The sequence below is a fragment of the Salinicola acroporae genome (genome assembly GCF_003206615.1).
Lineage (GTDB): Bacteria > Pseudomonadota > Gammaproteobacteria > Pseudomonadales > Halomonadaceae > Salinicola > Salinicola acroporae.
This window is the reverse complement of record NZ_PZJW01000010.1, coordinates 124683-147094: the sequence shown is the minus strand read 5'-3', so window position 1 is coordinate 147094 and position 22412 is coordinate 124683. Positions and strand designations below refer to the sequence as shown.

The 22412-nt window shown below is 65.7% G+C and carries 19 protein-coding genes; 11 read left to right on the top strand and 8 right to left on the bottom strand.

Annotated elements, in window-relative coordinates; genetic code table 11:
- Nucleotides 1–95 precede the first annotated feature (95 nt).
- Nucleotides 96–1487, top strand: a complete 1392-nt coding sequence (locus tag DOM54_RS15405) for a YcjX family GTP-binding protein (RefSeq protein ID WP_110717179.1) — start codon at nt 96–98, stop codon at nt 1485–1487.
- Entirely contained in the window at nt 1484–2524 is a 1041-nt protein-coding gene (locus DOM54_RS15400) for a YcjF family protein (RefSeq protein WP_110717178.1), read from the top strand. Before DOM54_RS15405 ends, DOM54_RS15400 begins: the two co-directional genes overlap by 4 nt.
- Nucleotides 2525–2547: 23 nt before the next feature.
- Here DOM54_RS15400 and DOM54_RS15395 read toward each other — a convergent pair whose 3' ends face one another.
- From DOM54_RS15395 to DOM54_RS15370, 6 genes are all read right to left on the bottom strand, one after another.
- The gene (locus DOM54_RS15395; RefSeq protein WP_110717177.1) at nt 2548–3348 is read right to left on the bottom strand and encodes a Cof-type HAD-IIB family hydrolase; all 801 of its coding nucleotides are present in this window, start codon (nt 3346–3348) and stop codon (nt 2548–2550) included.
- A gap of 231 nt (nt 3349–3579) precedes the next feature.
- Complete coding sequence (gene nagE, locus DOM54_RS15390) at nt 3580–5265, bottom strand: N-acetylglucosamine-specific PTS transporter subunit IIBC (protein ID WP_110717176.1); 1686 nt, start codon at nt 5263–5265, stop codon at nt 3580–3582.
- A gap of 9 nt (nt 5266–5274) precedes the next feature.
- On the bottom strand, nt 5275–7902 hold the full coding sequence (gene ptsP / locus DOM54_RS15385) for a phosphoenolpyruvate--protein phosphotransferase (RefSeq protein ID WP_110717175.1): 2628 nt from the start codon (nt 7900–7902) through the stop codon (nt 5275–5277).
- 102 nt (nt 7903–8004) lie between these two features.
- Nucleotides 8005–9024, bottom strand: a complete 1020-nt coding sequence (locus DOM54_RS15380) for an SIS domain-containing protein (RefSeq protein WP_110717174.1) — start codon at nt 9022–9024, stop codon at nt 8005–8007.
- The gene (nagA, locus tag DOM54_RS15375; RefSeq protein ID WP_110717173.1) at nt 9015–10184 is read right to left on the bottom strand and encodes an N-acetylglucosamine-6-phosphate deacetylase; all 1170 of its coding nucleotides are present in this window, start codon (nt 10182–10184) and stop codon (nt 9015–9017) included. The genes DOM54_RS15380 and nagA overlap by 10 nt, the downstream gene beginning before the upstream one ends.
- Before the next feature lie 22 nt (nt 10185–10206).
- Nucleotides 10207–10941, bottom strand: coding sequence for a GntR family transcriptional regulator (locus DOM54_RS15370; RefSeq protein ID WP_110717254.1), 735 nt, complete (start codon nt 10939–10941; stop codon nt 10207–10209).
- 223 nt (nt 10942–11164) lie between these two features.
- Between DOM54_RS15370 and DOM54_RS15365 the strand changes: the two genes are divergently transcribed.
- The 9 genes from DOM54_RS15365 to siaD all read left to right on the top strand — a co-directional run bounded on the left by DOM54_RS15365 (nt 11165) and on the right by siaD (nt 20201).
- Nucleotides 11165–13105 carry an exoribonuclease II gene (locus DOM54_RS15365; RefSeq protein ID WP_110717253.1) on the top strand — a complete coding sequence of 647 codons (1941 nt, stop codon included), beginning with the start codon at nt 11165–11167 and terminating at the stop codon, nt 13103–13105.
- Between the two features lie 156 nt (nt 13106–13261).
- Nucleotides 13262–14395 (top strand): N-acetylglucosaminyl phosphatidylglycerol synthase, encoded by a 1134-nt coding sequence (locus DOM54_RS15360; protein ID WP_110717252.1) that lies wholly within the window; start codon nt 13262–13264, stop codon nt 14393–14395.
- Nucleotides 14388–15203 (top strand): N-acetylglucosaminyl phosphatidylglycerol deacetylase, encoded by an 816-nt coding sequence (locus tag DOM54_RS15355; protein WP_110717172.1) that lies wholly within the window; start codon nt 14388–14390, stop codon nt 15201–15203. Before DOM54_RS15360 ends, DOM54_RS15355 begins: the two co-directional genes overlap by 8 nt.
- Complete coding sequence (locus DOM54_RS15350) at nt 15200–16207, top strand: glucosaminyl phosphatidylglycerol flippase (RefSeq protein WP_110717171.1); 1008 nt, start codon at nt 15200–15202, stop codon at nt 16205–16207. The genes DOM54_RS15355 and DOM54_RS15350 overlap by 4 nt, the downstream gene beginning before the upstream one ends.
- A 197-nt stretch (nt 16208–16404) precedes the next feature.
- Nucleotides 16405–17463, top strand: a complete 1059-nt coding sequence (locus DOM54_RS20310; RefSeq protein WP_206019128.1) for a cache domain-containing protein — start codon at nt 16405–16407, stop codon at nt 17461–17463.
- 3 nt (nt 17464–17466) lie between these two features.
- Nucleotides 17467–18420 carry a SpoIIE family protein phosphatase gene (locus DOM54_RS20300; protein ID WP_276309687.1) on the top strand — a complete coding sequence of 318 codons (954 nt, stop codon included), beginning with the start codon at nt 17467–17469 and terminating at the stop codon, nt 18418–18420.
- 58 nt (nt 18421–18478) lie between these two features.
- Entirely contained in the window at nt 18479–19012 is a 534-nt protein-coding gene (gene siaB, locus DOM54_RS15340) for a biofilm regulation protein kinase SiaB (RefSeq protein WP_110717170.1), read from the top strand.
- 14 nt (nt 19013–19026) lie between these two features.
- Nucleotides 19027–19416 (top strand): biofilm regulation phosphoprotein SiaC, encoded by a 390-nt coding sequence (siaC, locus tag DOM54_RS15335; protein WP_110717251.1) that lies wholly within the window; start codon nt 19027–19029, stop codon nt 19414–19416.
- Nucleotides 19413–20201, top strand: coding sequence for a biofilm regulation diguanylate cyclase SiaD (siaD, locus tag DOM54_RS15330; protein WP_240613928.1), 789 nt, complete (start codon nt 19413–19415; stop codon nt 20199–20201). Before siaC ends, siaD begins: the two co-directional genes overlap by 4 nt.
- 148 nt (nt 20202–20349) lie before the next feature.
- On the opposite strand, the gene sucD is transcribed toward siaD, so the two are convergent.
- Both sucD and sucC read right to left on the bottom strand, forming a co-directional pair.
- Nucleotides 20350–21222 carry a succinate--CoA ligase subunit alpha gene (gene sucD / locus DOM54_RS15325; protein WP_110600706.1) on the bottom strand — a complete coding sequence of 291 codons (873 nt, stop codon included), beginning with the start codon at nt 21220–21222 and terminating at the stop codon, nt 20350–20352.
- Complete coding sequence (sucC, locus tag DOM54_RS15320) at nt 21222–22388, bottom strand: ADP-forming succinate--CoA ligase subunit beta (RefSeq protein ID WP_110600705.1); 1167 nt, start codon at nt 22386–22388, stop codon at nt 21222–21224. Before sucC ends, sucD begins: the two co-directional genes overlap by 1 nt.
- Nucleotides 22389–22412 lie beyond the last annotated feature (24 nt).

Sequence of the window (22412 nt, the reverse complement as noted above, 5' to 3'; positions counted from 1 at the left end):
GGCCTTCGTCAGCGGTCGCCCTACCTGCCCGGGGGTTCCCTGACCACCGCCGATATCGTTTACCATGCGGATTGGTTTCTTCGGAAATAGAGGCGATGCCCCGACACCTGACTCACGAACTTCGGAATCTGCTCGATCGCGGCCGGGACCGCCAACTGCGACTGGCGGTCACCGGACTCTCCCGCGCCGGCAAGACGGCGTTCTTGACGTCGCTGGTCAACCAGTTGCGCCATGCCGGTATCGATGCGCGTCTCGACTTGCTCAAGTCCGCCCGCGAGGAGCGCCTGCTCGGCGCGCAGCGGATTTCGCAGCCGGATCTCGGGATTCCTCGTTTTCCCTACGACGAAGCGATCGCCTCGCTCGAATCGACGCCGCCACGCTGGCCCGAACCGACGCGCGGCATCAGCGAACTGCGCCTGCAGTTGCGCTACAAGACACGACGCGTACGCGGCCTGCTGGGCGACACGGCGACGCTGACCCTGGACCTGATCGACTATCCTGGCGAGTGGCTGCTGGATCTGCCGCTGCTCGAGCACGACTTTCTCAGTTGGAGTGAAAGCCAGCTTCGACGAACCGGGCCGGAGCGCCAGCAGCATGCCGAAGCCTGGCGAACGGCAGTCGCTCGACATCGCCCCGACGAGGAGGTGGACGAATCCCGCCTGGCCGAGTTGGCCGACCTCTACGCGACCTCCTTGCGGCGCGCGCGGGAAGCCGGCTTTTCCCACCTGCAACCGGGCCGCTTCCTGCTCCCCGGCGACCTGCAGGGAGCCCCCGTACTGCAGTTCTTTCCACTACCGGGCGTCGGGGAGCCAGACCGCCAGGCACTCGAAGCGCTACCTGCCCACAGCCTGTATCAGACGCTCAAGAAACGCTTTCGCTTCTATCAGCAGCACGTGGTCAAGCCCTTCTACCGCGAGCATTTCCGCCGCTTCGACCGCCAGATCGTACTGGTCGACGTGCTTGGCGCGCTCAACGCCGGCCCCGAGCGTTTCGAGGACCTCTCCGACGCGCTGGCGACCCTGATGCGCAGCTTCGACTACGGCAAGCGCAGCCTGATCAACCGGCTGTTCTCGCCGCGTATCGACCGCCTGGCGATCGCCGCCACCAAGGCGGACCACGTCACGCCGGATCAGCATGCCAACCTGGTGGCGCTGCTCGAATCGCTGCTGGCCGAACCGATCAAGGACCTGCGTTACGCGGACGTACCGGTGCGGGCCTTCTCACTGGCCTCGATACGCGCCACCGAGACCCGAGAGATAGAGACCGACGGCCAGCGACAACCGGCGCTGCGTGGCCACGGCCTCGACGGGGAACCGTTGCTGCTCTATCCCGGCGACGTGCCCGACAGGCTTCCCGAGAACGAATTCTGGCAACGCCAGGGATTCGACTTCACCGCCTTTCGACCAGTGCCCTGCCGGTCCCAGGCGCTACCTCACATCCGGATGGATGCCGCCCTGGAGTGGTTGATGGGAGACAAACTACGATGAGCGATCCTCGGCCCGGACAGCGCTTCACCCTCGACGACGCCCCCACCCCGGAGGAGCCCGCCTCGGTTCAGGGCGCGCGGTACTATCGGCCCACCCAGGCGAGCGATCCGTACCCCCAGGACGAAACCGCCGACGCCACCGCCATCGATGCCGCGATCGCGCCACCCCGCAAGCGACGCTGGGGACTGATGATCGTCCTCGGTGGCGCGCTAGGCCTGGGCACGATCGAGGCCGCCCACACGCTCTATCTCTCCACGCTCGGAGGCGACTGGCTTGCCGGTGCCTGGAGCCTGATCGGTCTGACCGCCGTTGGCCTGGGCACCAAGGCGTTGTTCGGCGAGCTCTGGCGGCTGCGCAAGCTACGCCGGCACGCCCGCCTGCGCCGACAACTCGACGAGGAGTGGGTCGACGACACCTCGGCCACCCGCTCGGACCCGCTGACGCTGGCCGGAGAGCTGCGCGAACAGATGGGCCTGTCCAGGGATCACCCCCAGTGGCAATCCTTCCTGGACGCCCATCAGTCGCATCACACTGCCCAGGAGACCCGCCAGCTGGTCGCCCACTATCTTCTCCACCCGCGCGACCGGGCAGCACGACGGCTGGTGACGCGGATGTCCGGGGAAACCGCCGTAATGGTCGCGGTCAGCCCATTGACACTGGTCGACATGTCCTTAATGGCCTGGCGCAACATCGCCATGCTCGACCGCATCGCCGCGCTCTACGGCCTGCAGCTCGGCTATGCCAGCCGCTTGCGGCTGTTCAGGGAGGTGCTGCGCAACATGGCCTTCGCCGGGGCCAGCGAAATGATCAGCGACGCCGGCATGGATCTGCTGTCGATGAACCTGGCGGCGAAGCTGTCCGCCCGCGCCGGGCAGGGTCTCGGTGCCGGACTGCTGACCGCGCGCCTGGGACTGCGTGCCATGCGCACGATTCGACCGATCGCGTTCGAGGGGGACGAACAGCCAAGGCTGGCCGACCTCCGCCGCGAGGTCTGGCAGCAACTGCGCAGGCTCGACGATCGCGCGGAGCCGCGCTGAGGCACGCCCGCACCGCCACCCTCTCAATCGAGAGCGAAGAACTCCCGCAGCGCGTGCGCCACCGCCGACTCGTGATGGGCGCCGATGGTGGTGGCGTGCGGGAGCTGATCGATCACTGCCGGATGGGCATTGGAAACCACATAGGCGTGGCCGGCGAGGGTCAGCATCTCGACATCGTTGAAATTGTCGCCGAACGCCAGCGCTTTCTCGGTCGGGAGGTCGAGTGCCTTGAGCGCCCGGCTCAGGGCCGTCGCCTTGTTCACCCCCCGCTGCATGATCTCGAGAGAATTGGCCGCCGAATAGGTGATGTGCAGCGCCTCGCCGTGGCGCTCCCTCAGGGTGAGTTCCAGTGGCTTCAGCAGCGCCGGCTCGCCGATGTAGAGCACCTTGCCGACATGCTCGTTGTCCAGATCGTCCATCTCGTCGACCTGGTAGGTGAAGCCGGTCATCGCATGCAGCGGCAGCAGCTCGGGCGCTTCGGCGTCGATCAACCAGCGATCGCGGGTATAGAGATTGAGCCTGACCGACGCCGGTCGCGGCAGATCCACCAGGGCCCTGACCAGCGCCGTGGGCACTAACGTGTCGCTGACGACACCATCGTCGACGTCGTGCACATGAGCACCGTTGCTGCTGATGATCCAGGCAGGGATGTCCAGTTGGCGCCGGATCGCCGCGATATCGTGGTAATGCCGACCGGAGGCCAGCGCGATCACGTGGCCCCGAGCCGACAACGTGCGCAACGTGTCGCGGGTCAAGGCATCGACCCGATGCTCGGCATTCAACAGCGTGTTATCGAGATCGCTGGCGATCAGGTACTGGGGCATGGAGTCTCCTCGGATACGCGACTTCGGGCTTCGACCAGCGTCGGCTGCAGGAGGCTGTCGAGAGCGACTTCGGGGTTCGATCAGCGCCGGCTGGGGGAAGCCGTTGATAGCAGCTTCGAGCGGACCGTGTCAAAGCTCGAACACGAAGCGCCAACCGCCGATTCGGCGGCTGGCGCGATATCCTGCTCGATGAACTTGCTGCCCCCTGTTCAGGCCTGGGCAGGCTTTCCGTCAGCAAGGCTTGGTGTCGATACCGTTGGCTATCGCCCCCGCCTGGCGCCCCAGCACCAGATGGACGACACCGCGTTCCAGGTCCTGGATCCCGGCGGCGCCCAGCCCCGCCAGCGCGGACTCGTCCACTTTTCCGCGATCCCCCAGCTCCAGCCGCAGGCGGGTCGTGGCCACCGCAGCGACGCTGCGAATGTTCCCGGCACCGCCCAACGCCGCCATCCAAGCCTGGCGCGACGCCTCGTCAAGCCGGGCATCGGTCGGTAGCGTATCGTCCTCGACCGCCGGCGCCGCCGCCAGCGTCTTGCCGTGATCGCGCACCGCTACTCGGATGTCGTCGGCCACGGCGTCGGCGATCGGCCCCAGGATCACCTGCAGGCCACCACCGCGCAGGTGCAGAATGCCGCGGGCCCCCAGCGCCTTGAGTGCCGGTTCGTCGATCGCGGCATCGTCGTTCATCACCAGCCGCAGCCGGGTGGTACAGGCGCCAACGCTGACCATGTTGGCCGCCCCACCCAGCGCGGTCACGAAGGCGGGCCCCCGCTCGCCGGCGTCGTGGCTAACGCTGGTTGTCGTCAGCTCCGGCTCGCGCCCCGGGGTCGGCAGGTCGAACCGCACGATCGCCCAGCGGAAGATGCCGTAATAGAGCACAAAGTAGACCAGCCCCACGGGGATCATCATCCAGCCGTGGGTCGAGAGACCATAGGAAAGCGCATAGTCGAACGCCCCGGCGGAGAAGGTGAAGCCCAGCTTGACGTCGAGCATGTTCATCACCGCCATCGAGATGCCGGTGAGAATGGCATGCATGGCATACAGTGCCGGCGCCAGAAACATGAACGAGAACTCGATCGGCTCGGTCACACCGGTCAGGAAGGCGGTCAAGGCCAGAGACAGCAGCAGACCGCCGACCTGAGCCCGGCGGGAACGCGGCGCGGCGTGGTACATCGCCAGCGCGGCGGCGGGCAGGCCGAACATCATCACCGGGAAGAAACCGGCCATGAAACTGCCCGCGGTCGGATCGCCGGCGAAGAAACGGTTGAGATCGCCGGTGACGCCGTCGTAACTGCCGAAGACGAACCACACGAAACTGTTGAGCACGTGATGCAGCCCGGTCACGATCAGGATCCGGTTGAGCACGCCATAGACGAACAGGCCCAGGTCGCCGGCGTCGATCAGCCACTGCCCCAGTTGATCGATACCCTGCTGGATCGGCGGCCAGATCAGGCCGAAGAGGCCGCCCAGCACCACGGCGGATAGCCCGGTGACGATGGGAATGAAGCGCCGTCCGCCGAAGAAAGCCAGGTAGTCCGGCAACTTGATCGCCTTGTAGCGGTTGTAGAGCACACCGGCCACGCTGCCGATGATGATGCCCGACAGCACGCCCATGTTGATGTCGGGGTTCAGCGTCTCCAGTACCGCGTTGAGCACCAGATAGCCGATCACGCCCGCCAGCCCGGCCGCGCCGTTGTCGTCATCGGCGAAGCCCACCGCCACGCCGATCGCGAAGATCAGTGCCAGGTTGGAGAAGATCGCGTTGCCGGCATTGGCAACGAAGCCGATATCGAGCAGATCGGGCTGGCCCAGGCGCAGCAGCAGCCCTGCCACCGGCAACACCGCGATCGGCAGCATCAGCGAGCGTCCGAGTTTCTGCAGACCGGCCATGAGCCGGGAACCGAAGGTGGTGGTCATGACGACTCCTCAGGATCTTGTTGTCGTATCGGCGACAGTGGTGTCGCCGGATGGCGGAGTCGCTGCTTGGGCGGACGTTGCCAGCACCGTGGCCAGCGCCTCTCTCACCGCGGCCGCATCGTCCAGCGCCAGCAGCGCCGGCAGCTGAGCCGCCAACGTCTCGGCATCCAGCCCGCGCAGCATCGCCTTGACCGCCGCCACCCGTGCCGGTTCGACGGAGAGCTCGTCGACGCCCATGGCGGCCAGCAGCGCCCCCGCCAGCGGATCGCCTGCCGCGGTGCCGCAGACCGCGACCGGGCACCGTCCGTCAGCCCCCTTGAGGCACAGGGCGATCAAGCGCAGCACGCCCGGATGCAGCACATCGCTGCGCGCCGCCAGCGACGCGACTTCACGGTCCATGGCCAGCGCGTACTGGGTCAGGTCGTTGGTACCGATCGAGAGAAACTCCGCCTCGCGGGCAAGACTGCCGGCGCAAAGTGCCGCCGTCGGCACCTCCACCATGGCGCCGAGCGAAGGCAACCGTTCGATCCCGAGCGCGGCCGCCCTCGTCGCCAACCGCCGGCGCACCCAGCGCAGCTCCCCGACGTCCGCGATCATCGGCACCATCAGGCGTAGCCTCGTCAGGCCATCTTCGCAGACCGGCAACCCGCGCCCCGCTTCCAGCAACGCATCCAGTTGGGTGTCGAACATCTCGGGATGCGATTGCCATAGTCTCGCCCCGCGTTCGCCCAGCGCCGGGTTCGGCGTCGCGGGAAGTGCCAGATAGGGCAACTGCTTGTCGGCCCCGATATCCAGCAGCCGGACGACCACCGGTCTTCCCGCCATCGCCTCGACGGCGGCGCGATACTCGGCCTGCTGTTCGGCGAGATCCGGCGCGGTCTGCCGCGCCAGGAACAGGAACTCGCTGCGCATGAGCCCGATCCCATCCGCTCCGGCATCCAGGGCACCTTGCGCTTCCCCGCCGGCGGCGATATTGGCGGCGACATGAAGACGGCGACCGTCACGCATCGTCACCGGCTCGGAGGCGGCGGCCAGATCGGCCTCGGCCCGCTGACGCTGGCGTGCCTGCTCGGCCTCGACCGCCGCCAGGCGACGCTCGTCGGGCGCCAGCTCCAGCCGCCCTTGATCGGCATCGAGGCAGACCCGATCGCCGCTGGCTTCCAGCAGGGCATCCCCCATCGCCACCAGGCAGGGCAACCCTCGCGCCCGAGCCAGAATCGAGACGTGGGAGGTCGAACCGCCGCCCGCCAGGCACAGCCCGGCAATCTGCTCTGCCACCTCGACGAACTGCGAGGGGGTCATCTCGCGCGCAGCCAGGATCGCCCCTTCGAGCCCGGTGGTGGCAACGGCCTCCTGGGTGGCAAAACGCTGCATGACCCGGCGCTGCAGATCGTGGAGATCGTCGGCCCGCCCGGCCAGCAGCGTATTGCCGCTACCGCGCAGGCGCTGGATCTCGGTCTCGAGGGCCAGGTGCCAGGCGCGTCCGGCGCTGGCACCCTCCACGATCTTCGATTCCGCCGCCGCCCGCAGATCGGGGTCGTCCAGCCAGGCCCGGTGCGCCTCGAAGATATCCGCCTCGGCCTGTTGTCCCCGCGCTTCGGCCGCGCGCCTCGACCGCTCCAGGTCGGCATCCACTTCGGCCACGGCGGCGTCCAGCGCTCTGCGCTCCCGCTCGGGATCGTTGGCGGTGTCGGCAACGCTGGGTAATGCGACCCGGTAGCGAACCAGCGGGCCGACGGCGAGGCCCGGGCTCGCCGACAGGCCGTTCAACGTACCCGGCATTGACGCCTCGGCGGGAGCAGCAGTTGGTTCGGCGGAGACATCGGCCCGGCCGGACTCGTGCTCGGGCGTCTCCAGCAGCGTGATGGCCGCGTCGACCGCGGCCTGGGCCGCGGCTCCCCGCGCCGTGACCCGGACCCGGTCACCCTGGACCAGGCCCAGATTGAGCAGTGCGCTCAGACTAGCGACGCTCGCACCGTCGACATCGGATCGGCCTTCACCGGCCTCCTCGGCTCGCGCCAGCCTCAGCTCGACGGCGTGGTTGTGCGCGAGCGTCCTTAGCCTCGACGCCGGGCGGGCATGCAGGCCCTGGGCGGCAGCGATCGTTGCTTCGCCGCGGGCGGACGCTTCGGAAGAGGCACTCCGGCCGACGGCCTCCGCTGCCGGGCCCGGGGCCTGCCATTGCAGCAACGCCTCGCCCTTGTCGACGATCATCCCCGGCGTGACCAGCGTTTCCAGGGAGAGGTCCGGGGCGTTGGTCATCACGATCGGCGTGACCAGGGCCTTGGCACGCCGTGCCAGCCCATCGACATCGAACCGGCACAGCGGATCACCGACGGCGACACGCTCACCGGTCGCCACCAGCAGCTCGAATCCTTCCCCGCCCAGGTCGACGGTATCGATGCCGATGTGCAACAGCCATTCATGGCCGTGATCGTCGCGCAGCGTGAGCGCATGGGCGGTCCGGGCACACTGGATGACCTCTCCGTCACAAGGCGCATGCAGCGTCTCGCCCAGCGGATCGATGGCGACACCGGGCCCCAGGGCGCCTTGGGCAAAGGCCGGATCCGGCACCTCGCCGAGCGGGACCACTACCCCGCGCAGCGGGGCGCAGAGAAACCGTGATGTAGATGACATGAAGACTCCCGACTTGTTGTTGTTCCAATCCCGGCCGACTCGTCACGTAGCGCGACTCAGGGCAGGCGGCGACTCGCGGCGAAACAGGACCTCAGTGGCGACTCACAGTGTTCTCGTCACTTTCTGCAGGTGACGAGGCTGATCCGGATCGCCGCCACGGGCGACGGCCAGCTCGGCCGCCATCACATAGAAACTCTGGATCACCGATAGTGGCTGGAGGTCGTCGTGACCGGCGTCGACCAGCGTCAACTGGCGCGCCGCGATGCTCTCGTCGGCGGCCAGCAGCACCTTCGCGCCGATCCCCTCCAGCCACTCGGCCAGCTCCAGCAGCCCGGGCTGGTCCGGACCCGGTGGCGCGAACACCAGTACCGGATAGCCCGGGCCGATCAGCGCCATCGGGCCGTGACGGACCTCGGCGGCGCTGAACGGCTCGGCCTGGATGGCACAGGTCTCCTTGAACTTGAGCGCAGCCTCCTGGGCGACGGCGAGGCCCACGCCCCGACCGATGATCAGCAATCTGTCGACATCGACCAGTGCGTCCACCGCCGGCCGCCAGTTCTGCCGTGCCGCGGTCTCGAGCGCCGACGGCAGCGCTTTCAACGCCGCCAGCAGCGTGTCGTCCTCCGCCCAGGCGCCGATCAGGTGCGCACAGGCGGCCAACGTGGCCAGATAGCTCTTGGTGGCAGCGACGCTCTTCTCGACGCCGGCGTGCAGCGCGATCTCGTGCTCCGAAGTCTCGCCCAGCGGCGAATTCGGCGTGTTGACCAGCGCCACGCTGCGCGCGCCGCCATCGATCAGGGCCCGCTGTGTCGCGATGAGATCGGGGCTGGCGCCGGACTGCGAGATCGCCACCGCCAGTTGCCCGCGAACCCGCCACGGCGTGTCGGCAACGGTGGTCAGCGAGGGTGGCACCGAGGCCATCGGCAACCCCAGGTGCTTCATGCCGAGATAGGCGAAGTAGGCAGCGGCATGATCGGAACTGCCGCGGGCCACCGTCAGCGCCCCATGCAGGTCCGCCCCGCGCAGGGCGCCGCCGAGTTCAGCAAGGATGGCGGCATTGGCCTGCCATTGGGCTCGCAGGCAATTCGGGGCGCTCTGCGCTTCTTGAAGCATCAACGACATCGGTTTTTCTCCTGCGACGCGCCGGTCGCTTTTGATGCCGGCGGCAGATTCGAGGCCGACGGGCCGCGATGGGCCTGCTCGCCTCCGACATAGACCGAATCGATCTCCAGGCCGGCATCCATGACCACGATATCGGCCCGACAGCCGACATCGATCCGTCCTATTTCGGTCTCACCGAGGAAATCGGCGGGATATTGCGACAGTCGCCGTGAGGCGTCGTCCAGCTCGAGACCGATCTGGACCAGATTTCGCAACGCCTGGTCCATGGTCAGCGTACTGCCCGCCAGGGTGCCGTCGGCCAGGCGAACACCGCCCAGGCACTTGGTGACATGCTGCTCGCCGAGACGGTATTCGCCGTCGGGCATGCCGGCGGCGGCCGTGGAATCGGTGACGCCGAAAAGATGGGGGATGCAGCGCAGCGCCGTGCGGATGGCGCCCGGATGCACGTGCAGCAGATCGGGGATGATCTCGGCATAGTCGGCGTGTGCCAGCGCCGCCCCGACCATGCCGGGCTTGCGGTGGTGGAGCCCGGTCATGGCATTGAACAGATGGGTGAAGCCGTGGGCACCATGCTCGAGCCCGGCCACGCCTTCCTCGTAGCTGCCCAGGGTATGGCCCATCTGCACGCGGACACCGCGCTCGCGGAGTTGACCAATGAGCGTGACGTGGCCGGAAAGCTCGGGCGCCAGCGTCAGCAGCCGGATCGGCGCCAGTTCCATCAGTGCCGCGACGTCGGCGATCGCGCCGGGGTGGGCATACGGCGGCTGCGCCCCCAGCTTGCCGGGATTGAGATAGGGTCCCTCGAGATGAACGCCCAGCAGCCGCGCCGCATCGGAGGGAGGCCGAGCCATGATGCGGGCAATGTCCCGCAGCGCCTGACGAATGTCGGGCAGCGGCGCCGTCATGGTGGTCACCAGCAGACTGGTGGTGCCGAAACGGACGTGAGTCCGCGCCATGACCGCCGCGGCGTCGCCCCCTTCCATGGCGTCCGCCCCGCCGCCACCGTGCACGTGGAGGTCGACGAACCCCGGCAGCAACCGAGGATGCGTGTTGGTGGCCGGATCGACCGACTCTCCGTCGATGGCGGCTATCCGGCCCTCGCGCCATGTCAGCGTCCCTAGGCGCCACCCCCCAGGGGTCAGAATATTGCCGTAGAGCATGCCGTCTCCCGCTCGTGCGATCTCATTGGGTCAACTCCACCATGAAGTCGTAGTAATCGGTCCGACAGTAGGTCACCGTCAACTCCCCGGGGCGGCCGTCGGCCAGATAGCCGAGGCGCGTCATCATCAACAGCGCCTGGGAGGGAGGCACCTCCGCCAGTTGTGCCAGCTCGGCGTCGGCGTTGACCGCCGAGACGTGCTGCAGGGCGCGTACGATCGGCGTCCCCAGGTCGTCGAGGTGGCGATAGAGCGAATGGGTGACGCTCTCGGGGTCGGGCAGGACCCGGCTCGGCAGGCAGCTCTCCTCGACCGCGACCACCACGTCGTCCGCCAGCCGCAGACGCCGGAGCCGCGAGACCTGCTGGTCGGCGTTCAAGCCGAGGCGCAGGCTTTCCTCCACCGTGGGCGTCCCGGAGCAGCGACTCAGCCAGCGCGAACTAGGCCGGTGGCCACGTTGAACCAGCAGCTCGGTAAAGCTGGTCAGCCGCGTCAGCGACTGGTTGAGTCGCGGCGCGATGAACGTCCCGGAGCCGTGGGTGCGCTGGATCAAGCCCAGCGCCACCAGTCGGTCCAGCGCCTTGCGCGCGGTGATGCGCGAGATGTTGAGCGACTCTGCCAGGACCCGTTCCGAGGGCAAGGCTTCGCCGGTCTCCCAGTCCCCCGCCTCGATCGCCTCGACCAGTTGCTGGGCCAGTTGGCGATAGAGCGGCGTCGACCGGCCCGCATCCAGCTTGAGTCGCGATAGCGTCGGTGCCATGAAAATCGGTTCCGAAGTGATGGGGAGCTGATACCAGTTCAATACCACCAACATAACCAGTCGAATACCAATCTGCCAGTCCCATGGGCGTCGACTTTGGTCTCAAGCCTCCTTGTGGCCGAGCTTGCAACGCCCAACCGCACCTGGGACGGCGGCGTGTGATTGGCGTGGCCAACCCGGAATCCGTATAGTGTCGCTCTCGTCCACCGACCGATCCGATCCGATGCTGCAGAACAACTCTCTTCTGGCCCAGCTGAAGCAGGACATCCGCGCCAATACGCCGCGTGTCCAGGGCACTATCAAGGCGACCGACAAGGGCTTCGGGTTTCTCGAAGCCGAAGACGGCACTTCCTACTTCATTCCGCCGCCCGCCATGAAGCAGGTCGTTCACGGCGACCGCATCGAAGCGGTGATCAAGGAGGATGGCGACAAGAAACAGGCCGACCCCGAGACACTGATCGAGGCATCGTTGGATCGCTTCGTGGCTCGCGTGCAGAAACGCGACGGGCGGCTCGCCGTGGTTCCGGACCACCCCTCTATCAACCTGTCGCTGAAGGCACGTCTCAAGCGCTCGCTGGAAGAGTCCGACATCGCCGACGGCGACTGGATCGTCGCGCGCCTGATTCGCCATCCGCTGCGCCCGGACGACAGGGGGTTCTTCACTCAGATCGACGAGCTGGTGGTCAAGAGCGACGATCCGGCTGTGCCGTGGCGCGTCACCCTGGCGCGCCACGCGCTCGAGCAGGAGTGTCCGCCGGCGGCCGATGAGTGGCCGCTGCAGGACGAGGGCCTGGTGCGCGAGGACCTCACCGCCGAGCCGTTCTTCACCATCGATGGTGAGAAGACGCGCGACATGGACGATGCGCTGCGGGTGGAAGCGACCGACGACGGCTGGACGATGACGGTCGCGATCGCCGACCCCACCGCCTACGTCAGCGAGTCCCACCCGGCGGACAAGGAGGCCCGCACCCGCGCCTTCACGGTCTACCTGCCGGGCCAGAACATCACCATGCTGCCGGAAGCGCTGGCCGACGACCTGTGCTCGCTGAAACCGGACGTGGATCGCCCGGTACTGGCTTGCCGGCTGCAGGTCGGTCGCGACGGCACGCTGGGCGAGTACCGCTTTTTCGCCGCCACGATTCGCTCCCAGGCCCGCCTGGCCTACGACGACGTCTCCGACTGGCTCGAGGAGCGGTCCGGCATCGAGGCGCCGGCTGCCCCCATCGCCGAGCAGCTCAAGGCGCTGGCCGACCTCGCCCGGGCTCGTGCGGCCTGGCGGGAAGCCAACACGCTGGTGTTCAAGGATCGTCCGGACTATGCGTTCGACCTCGACGACGCCGGCAATGTGCTGGGCATCGTGATCGAAGAGCGTCGCATCGGTCAGCGCATGATCGAAGAGGCGATGATCGTTGCCAACGCCTGCTGCGCCGATCTGCTGGCCAAGGAGATCGGTCACGGTATCTTCAACGTTCACAACGCCTTCGAGCCGGAAAAGATCGACCAGGCGCTGGAATTCCTCGCCGCGCAGGAGATCCCTGCCGAGCGTGAACAGCTTGCCGAACTGCCTCGCTATCGCGAGTTCCGCCGCGAGCTCGACGCACGCGAGGATGCCTGGCTGGATGCGCGCCTGCGCCGCTTCCAGGGTTACACCAACATGTCGGCACGACCCGGACCGCATTTCGGCCTGGGGCTTCCCGCCTACGCCACCTGGACATCGCCGATTCGCAAGTACGGCGACATGGTCAATCATCGCCTGATCAAGCGCGTGCTGAAGTCCGAAGCGGCACCGGCCGAGGCTACCCAGCAGCTCACGGAGCAATTGACCGAACGCCGCCGACTGAACCGAATGGCCGAGCGCGACGTCAAAGACTGGCTTTACGTACGCTATCTGGGCGCCACCATCGAGAAGGGTGAAGTTTTCGACGCCGATATCATCGACATCCGCCGTGGTGGCATGCGCGTCCGCTTGACGGCCAACGGTGCTACCGCGTTCGTGCCGGCACCGCTGATTCACAGCGACCGCAACCAGTTGGCCATCGACGACAAGGAAGGCCGCATTCGGATCGACGGCGAGCTGCGTTACCAACTTGGCGGCTCACTGCGCGTCAAGCTCGTCGAAGCCCGTGAAGCGACGCGTTCGCTGGTGGCCGCGCCCGCCGAGTGAATGCGGTAACGGCCTGCCGTCGCCGTAAGCGGCGCTGGCAGGCTACCACTTTGGTGTGAACGCCCTGTGGCAGTAAAACGATATACTGCAATGTAGTCATCGCCATTCTCAGGAATGCGCCGTATCGACAGGGAAGTCTTCAAGAGGAGCGGCTCGTTGCACATTGCCGACGTTACGATGTTCTATGCCCCCGCCAGTGGCGGGGTTCGTACTTATCTCGATGCCAAGCATCGGCGCCTCGCCAAGCTGCCTGGCGTCACCTGCAGTCTGCTGATCCCCGGCTCCCAGCTCTTCACGCACAACGGCATTCACGAGGTACCGTCACCGCCGTTGCCGTTCAGCCAAGGTTACCGCTTTCCCCTGCGGCGCCGCGGCTGGGAACGAGAGCTGGTACGCCTGTCACCGGACATCATCGAGGCCGGTGATCCCTACGTCACCGGCTGGGCGGCGCTTCGCGCCGGACGCAAGCTGGACGTTCCGGTGGTCGGCTTCTACCACTCGGATCTGCCTCGGCTGATCAGCAACCGACTCGGCAAAGGCACCGACAAGCTGATCGAGCGCTACGTCTATCAGCTCTATCGCCGCTTCGATCAGGTCCTCGCACCGAGCCGCGTCATGGCAGAGCGCCTGACCCGACTCGGCATCGAGCGGGTCGCCATCCAGCCGCTGGGCGTCGACCTGGAGACGTTCCACCCGAGCCGTCGGAACGCGGCCCTGCGCGAGCGACTGAATCTCGACGAGACCACGAAACTGCTGATCTTCGTCGGCCGCGGCTCGCGCGAGAAGAACCTCCACGATTTGCTGAAGACCGCACGGCTGCTGGGGAAGGGCTACCACTTGCTGCTGGTCGGCCCGAGCATGCCCAGCCAGGTGCCGGACAATGTCAGCGTGATCGACCGTTACACCCCGACCGAAGAGGTCGCGAGCTGGCTGGCTTCCAGCGATGCGCTGGTCCATGCAGGCACTCAGGAAACCTTTGGCCTGGTGGCACTGGAAGCCATGGCCAGCGGCATTCCCGTGGTCGCCGCCCGGGCGGGGGCACTGGCCGAAAACGTGCCGCTCGGCTGTGGCTTGTTGAGCGAACCTCATTCGCCCGCCGACATGGCTCGCGCGGTCAAGGAATTGTTCGCCAACCACGACGCCGCACAAGCCGGGCGCCGCGCGCGACGCTACGTGGAGCGCAACCACGACTGGGATGTCGTCATCGACGGCCTGCTCTCCCACTATCGACGGCTGACCAGCGCCACCGAAGGCGCGGGAGAAGCCCAGCAGGGTTCCCAGCATGGATAAGTCGCAGTTCGCGCTGGTACTCCACGACATCGCCCCCGAAACCTGGCCCGATTACCAGCCGTTCGTCGAGTCGATCGACCGTCTCGGCGAACGGCTCGGACAGCGCATTCCCATGACCTGGCTCGTGGTTCCCGACTTCCATGGCCGGGGCAAATGCCGCGACAGCGAGCTGCTGCGCCGGGTTCTCGATGATCGCCTGGCGCGAGGCGACGAACTGACGCTGCATGGCTACTTTCACCGGGACGATGCCCCGGCGCCCCGTTCGTTGCGGGATTTCTACATGCGCCGGATCTACACTTGGGAGGGGGAATTCTACACCCTCGACCAGGATCGTGCCGGCGCCCTGCTCGACGAGGGCATGGCCCAGTTCGACGCCTGCGGCTGGCCGCATGGCGGTTTCGTCGCCCCCGCCTGGCTGATGAGCGAAGGTACCCGAAAGGCGTTGCAGCAACGCCCGTTCACCTACACCAGCGACCTGCAGCACCTCTATCGCTTGCCATCGCTGGCGCCGCTGGACGCGCCCAGTATCGTATGGAGCGCCCGGAGCGCCTGGCGCCGCGGCATGTCTAGGGTGGTCAGCGCACTCCAGTACCGCCGCTTTCAGCACGCTCAGCTGTTGCGCTTGGCTCTGCATCCCGTGGATATGCGCCACCGCGCCTCCCATGACTACTGGCTGCATCTCGTGGAGCATCTGCTGGAGATGGGGAGGCAACCGTTGACCAAGCAGACCTGGCTCGACCAGGCCGCTCCCGATCTCGCCCCAGACAACCTCGCCGGGTCGGCGAACAAGGATCGCTCCGCGGCATGAAGCGCATCCTGTGGCTACTCGCGCTGGGTCTGGTGGCGGCGCTGGCAATACCCATCCTGGTTGGCGGGCGCGGCATCGTCACCGAACTGCGGGGGTTTCCTACCTCGCAGTTGCTGCTGATGATGGGCATGATCGTGATCTGCTGGAACGTCAACGCCTTGCGCCTGAGGTTGCTGCTGGCCGGACGCGCGGGAAAGCTCTCCCAGGTCCGAGCGTTCTCCATCGTCATGGCCACCGAGTTCGCCATCTGTGCCACGCCGGGAGGTACCGGCGGCCCGCTCACCCTGCTCGGTCTGCTGGCCCGGCGCGGCGTCCGCCCGGCGCAGGCGTCGGCGATCTTCGCGGTCGATCAGCTGACCGACCTGCTGTTCTTCCTCTCCGGCCTGATCGGCGTCGCGCTCTACGTGCTGATCGAAGCGGTTGACCTGAAGCTCGGCTGGCTGGTCGGACTGCCCACGCTCTTGCTGGTCACCGCTCTCGTCCTGCTGTGGCTGACGCTGACCCACTACGCACGGGTCATGCATATCACGGGGCGCTGGCTGGCCAGGCTCAACGTCAAGCGCCGCTCACGGTTCGGCTTTGCCCGCCGCCTGCTGCATTTCCGGAACTCACTGGTGGAGACGCTGCGACTGCCGCGCTGGCTGCTACTCGCCGTGTTCCTGCTTTGCTGCGCGCATTGGCTGATCCGCTACAGCATTCTCTATCTGGTGGTCCAGGGGCTCGGCCAGCACATCGATTGGGCGTGGACGTTCCTGGTGCAGATGGTCTCGATGGCTGCCGGCCAGCTCAGCTTCCTTCCCGGCGGCGCGGGTGGTGCGGAACTCACCTCCTCGGCACTGCTAACGCCGCTGATTGGCGCGCAGAGCGCGGCCGCCGCCGTCCTGATCTGGCGTTTCGTCACCTACTATTTCTACTTGCTGGCCGGTTTTCCGTTGTTCATTGCCACGGCAGGCAAAGCGTTTCTGCGCATGATGAACAAGCAGCGCGCCTCATCGACGCGCTGAACCTCGGTTGGCAGGATCCACGACCCTGCGGCGCCTTTCCAAAACCGCCAATAGCGCGTGTAAACCCGCATCAATCGATGCTTGGTCATGGCGTGGTTTCTGCCATGCTCGATGCTCCATGACGCCGCCTATCGCTGTGATTCTCCGCCACTGGACAGTCGCACAAGCCCCGTGCGGATCGTCGATCGAGGATAGCAATGGGTGTTCGTTGGGGATTACGTGGCAAATCAGCGCTCGCGCTGTTGACGGCTTGCCTGGTGGCACTGGTACCCGCCTTGCTGATTGGCTGGCTGGCGGTCGACGCCGTGCGCCAGCAGTTCTCCCAGGCCTATGCCGAAAACTTCACCCTGCTGCAGATGCAGCGCATCCTGGCACCGATTTCCCGCGAACTGGCACTCGCCGAGCGCTTCGCCCAATCCTCGGTCACCCGTGACTGGCTGGCCGACGAACAAGATCCCGCCAAACGCCAGCGCTTCTTCAACGAGGCCGAGAGTTATCGGCAGGGTTTCGCGGCCCACACCTACTTCGCCGTGGTCAACGCCAGTGGTGATTACTACTTCAGCAGCGACGACGAGCCCACCGATCGCCAACCCCGTTACCGACTGAGTGCAGACGACCCCGACGACAACTGGTACTCGCATCTCATCACCAGCGACCAATCCTACACGCTCAACGTCAACATCGACCGCGAACTGAAGGAAGCCAAGGTGTGGATCAACGTGGTGATCCGCGACGACGGTCGGCCGCTGGGCATCGCCGGCACCGGGCTCGACCTGAGCCGCTTCCTGGATGCGTTCATTCGCACCCGCGCCCACGGCATCACGCCGATGATCGTCAACCGCCAGGGGGCGCTACTTGCCTATCCGGATGCATCACGGATCGCGTTCAACGCGCAAGCGGATAACGGTGACCTCGCTCGAGGACAGCAGTTGGCCACCTTCCTCGGTGATGAGGACGAACGTGCCGAGCTCAATGAGGTGATCCAACGCGCCGTCGCCGACCCCGACGACGTATACATGCTGACCGCCCATCTCGACGGCCAGCCCCGCCTGCTTTCGGTAGGGTACGTCCCCCAGCTCGACTGGCTGATGGTCACGGTACTGGATCGGCAAAGCGCTCAACTGATCGCGACGCACTGGCTGTGGCCGCTGAGTCTCGGCGCCGTCGTGCTCATGATGTTGCTGCTGGCCGGCTTCATCTATACCAGCGAGCGCCTGATCCTGGCGCCGCTGCGTCGGCTGAAACAGTCGGCGTAGGCGATTGCCGACGGCAGGTACGACTCCCGACTACCGGTTCAGCAGGGCGATGAGATCGGTGAGCTGTCACGCGCGTTCGCCGACATGGCGGCGCAGGTGGAGCGTCATACCCAGCAGCTTGAAGCCACTGTTCGCCAACGCACCGCAGCACTGGAGGCGACCAACCAGGAAATGGCCCAGGCTCATCGCCAGATCGAGTCGTCACTCGCCTACGCCAGCCTGATACAGCGCGCCATTCTCCCGGGCGAGACTCTGGACGCCCGACTCGGCAACCGCTACGGGGTCATGTGGCGGCCACGCGACCAGGTCGGCGGAGACATCTTCATCTTCCATGCCACGCCGGCCGGCTACCTGCTGGGGGTCGTCGATTGCGCAGGCCATGGCGTGCCCGGTGCGCTGATGACCATGCTGGTCAAGGCGAGCATCGATCATGCCGTGCTGCGGCTCGGCGCCACCGACCCGGCTGCCATCCTCGACGACGTCGACGCGCGGTGTCGCGAGTTGCTGCAGCGCGAAGCGCTCACCGCCAACCTCGCCACCGATATCGACATGGGACTGGTCTGGATCGACGACCGCCAGCGCCGGATGCGTTTCGCCGGCGCCAAGATGGCGCTTCACGTCGCCGACGGCGAGCGCCTCGAGTCTCATCCGGGCGGGCGCCGGGCGTTGATGCAGAAGCGCCGGATGCGCTATGCCAATCTCGAGCTGGCTCTGCAACCCGGGGCGAGCTACACGCTCTGCAGTGACGGCTTCCTGGACCAGGCGGGAGGCGAGCGCGGTTTCGGCTTTGGCCGTCAGCGCTTCGCCGAGATGCTGACGCGCCACGCCAGGCTGACGCCGAAAGACCAGGTCGCCGCGTTCGCAGAAGAGCTGGCGGCCTATAGCGGTACTCATCCGCAGCGCGACGATATCACCCTGCTGGTGTTTCAACCCGACCCAGGCGGCAGGCCGACATGAGTCGGTCCGCCCTCGAGCTGCCATTCGCTTTATACTCGACCTCACGTTCGGAGGGACCATGGATCTATTAGCGATGCGGGAGAGCTATCAGCAGCAGCGCGTCATGCTCTGCTTCAACGGCCCGATTTCGCGCAGCCTGATCGAGGAGATCGGCAATGCGCTGCGCAACTACCTCGACAGCGAGCAGGCGGCACTGTCGTCGTCGATGGATGTCTTCGCGATTTATATCGAGATGACGCAGAACATCCGCCATTATTCACGCCGACGGCAGTATGGAGAGCGCGACGCGACTGCCATCGTCGCCGTGGGGCGAGACGACGCCGGTCGTTACACCGTTTCCGCCGGTAACCTCGTGGAAGCGGACGATGGCCGCGAACTGGCCAAGATGATCGAAGAGATCGGCGAACTCGACAAGACCGAGCTCAAGCAAGCCTACAAACGCCAGTTGCGCCAGCCACGCGATACCAACTCGACGCGCGGTGCCGGGCTGGGGCTACTCGATATGGCACGCAAGTCGAGCTTGCCCCTGCAAGCCCGCCTCCAACCGCTGCCCAACGGTCAGGCATTCTTCAGCCTGACTGCCACCGTTTGATCGTGACCACCGCCATGAATTCCGATATCCAGATTTCAGGCACCCAGTCGACACCCACCGTCCGTGGAGACTGGGGGACGGGATGCCTGACCATGCAGGGCGACTCCTACCCAGAGAACGCGTTCGAGCTATTCGACCAGATCATCCGTTGGATCGGCGTATTCCTCGAACAGAACCGGTTGCCGCTGCGGCTCGAGCTACATCTGGTCTACCTCAATACCAGTTCAGTCAAGGCCATGATGGACATCTTCGATCTTCTCGAGGGGGCCCATCGGCAAGGCAGGCAGGTCAGCGTCGACTGGCGCTACCATGCCGAGAACGAGCGCATTGCCGAGCTGGCCGAGGAGTTTCGCGAGGACTGCACCTTCCCGTTCGCGATCGAACCGAAGCAGGCGACGTCGTGACCAGTGCGATGCATCCCCTGCTCGAGCAGATCGAAGCCTTGCTGGCAGCGCCGGATCACAGGGACCATCCCCTGCATGCCGCCTTGGGTCAGCTCTACCGCCTCCATGTCGATGAGCAGAAGCGTCTGGAACGACTGCTGAACATCGCCGACGGCTACCAGCAGTTCACCCAGGCGGACCTGGCCAACCTCAAGCATCAGTACGAGCGCCAGCTCAACAAGGAGCGCAAGCTGTCGCGCATCTCGGATCGCTACCAGCAGCTAATGCGCGAACGCAATCAGGCACTCAAGACCGCCGCCACCCACGATCCGCTGACCGGCCTGGCCAATCGACGTCTCATGGACGAGCGGCTGATCCAGGCTGGCGTAGACGCGGTGCGAGGCGGCAAACCGTTTTGCGTCGCGATGCTGGATATCGATCATTTCAAGCAGATCAACGACCGCTATGGCCACGATGGCGGCGATCGCATCCTAGTCAGCCTGGCCAACTCGTTGCGCGACCAGATGCGCGCAGGAGACCTCTGTGGCCGCTGGGGTGGCGAGGAGTTCGTGCTGCTGATGCAGAACACCTCTCTCGAGCAGGCAGGTCAGATCGTCGCCAGGCTCATCGAATATCTGCGCAATCTGACGTTTGCCGTGACCGACATCCCCGTCTCGATCACCGTGAGCATTGGCGTCACCGAACATTCGATGGTGGAGGCGCCGCAGGATACGGTCAATCGGGCCGACCGCGTCCTGATGGACGCCAAGCAAGAAGGCCGTAACAGCTATCGACTGGCTGGCTGACGGGCGCCAGCGGCGAGACACTGACAGGACCATCGATCGCAGCAAGACTCTCGCCGGGCAATACTCTCGGCCAAAACGACGACGGCCCGCCAGGCAAACCTGGCGGGCCGTTGCCGAGACTCTACGTCTCGAAGGAGGGCGACGTGGCTTACCAGCCGGTCACGGCCTTCAGCGCGTCACCGATCTCGGCCAGCGAACGCACGGTCTTGACGCCGGCATCTTCCAGCGCGGCAAACTTCTCGTCCGCGGTGCCCTTGCCACCGGAGATGATCGCACCGGCATGGCCCATGCGCTTGCCCGGAGGGGCGGTCACACCGGCAATGTAGGAAACCACCGGCTTGGAGACGTTGGCCTTGATGTAGGCTGCGGCTTCCTCTTCGGCAGTACCGCCGATCTCGCCGATCATCACGATCGCCTCGGTCTGCGGGTCCTTTTCGAACATCTCGAGGATGTCGATGAAGGTGGAACCCGGGATCGGATCGCCGCCGATGCCCACGCAGGTGGACTGACCGAAACCGTGATCGGTGGTCTGCTTGACCGCTTCGTAGGTCAGGGTGCCGGAGCGCGACACGATGCCGACACGGCCCGGCTTGTGGATGTGACCCGGCATAATACCGATCTTGGTCTCACCCGGAGTGATCACTCCGGGGCAGTTCGGGCCGATCAGGCGCACGCCCAGCTCGTCACACTTGACCTTGACGTCGAGCATGTCCAGCGTCGGGATACCTTCGGTGATGCAGACGATCAGCTTGATGCCGGCATTGGCGGCTTCGAGGATCGAATCCTTGCAGAAGGCAGCCGGAACATAGATGACGGACGCTTCGGCGCCGGTCTTCTCGACCGCTTCCTTGACGGTGTTGAACACCGGCAGGCCCAGGTGCTCCTGGCCACCCTTGCCCGGCGTGACACCGCCGACCATGTTGGTGCCGTAGGCGATCGCCTGCTCGGAGTGGAAAGTCCCCTGGCCACCGGTGAAGCCCTGGCAGATGACCTTGGTGCTCTTGTCGATCAGGATGCTCATTACTTGCCCTCCGCCGCTTTGACGACCTGCTGAGCCGCGTCAGTCAGGCTGGTAGCAGCGATGATGTTCAGACCGCTGGAGGCCAATTTCTCGGCACCCAGCTCGGCGTTGTTACCTTCCAGACGTACCACGACCGGCACGTTGACGCCGACCTGCTCGACGGCACCGATGATGCCTTCGGCGATCATGTCACAGCGCACGATGCCGCCGAAGATGTTGACCAGTACGGCTTTGACATTGGTGTCGGAGAGGATGATCTTGAACGCCTCCGCCACTCGCTCCTTGGTCGCGCCGCCGCCGACATCAAGGAAGTTGGCCGGGCTGCCACCGTTGAGGTTGACGATGTCCATGGTGCCCATGGCCAGACCGGCGCCATTGACCATGCAACCGATGTTGCCGTCGAGGGCGACGTAGTTGAGTTCCCACTCCTGGGCGTGGGCCTCGCGCTCGTCTTCCTGCGAAGGGTCACGCATCGCCTGCAGATCCGGATGGCGATACATGGCATTGGCGTCGAGATTGATCTTGGCGTCGAGGCAGTGAAGATTGCCTTCGTCGGTGATCACCAGCGGGTTGATCTCGAGAAGCGCCAGATCCTTGTCGTGGAACAGCTTGGAGAGACCCAGGAAGATCTTGGTGAACTGCTTGATCTGATCCTTGTTCAGGCCCAGTTGGAAAGCCAGCTCCCGGGCCTGGTACGGCTGCGCGCCGACCAGCGGGTCGATCTCGGCCTTGAGGATCTTCTCGGGCGTCTCTTCGGCGACCTTCTCGATCTCGACACCGCCTTCGGTCGAGGCCATGAAGACCACGCGACGGGTGGCACGATCGACCACCGCGCCCAGATAGAGCTCGCTGGCGATATCGGTGCAGTTTTCGACCAGGATCTTGGCGACCGGCTGACCCTTCTCGTCGGTCTGATAGGTCACCAGGTTCTTGCCCAGCCACTGCTCGGCGAATGCCTTGGCTTCTTCCGGGCTCTTGATCAGCTTGACGCCGCCGGCCTTGCCGCGGCCGCCCGCGTGAACCTGGGCCTTGACGACCCACTTGTCGCCACCGATTTTCTTGCAGGCCTGCGCGGCTTCGTCCGGCGTGTCGACGGCGAAGCCTTTGGAAACGGGAAGACCATAATCGGCAAACAGCTGTTTGCCCTGATACTCGTGAAGGTTCATCGATTCATGCCATTAGGTTGCATG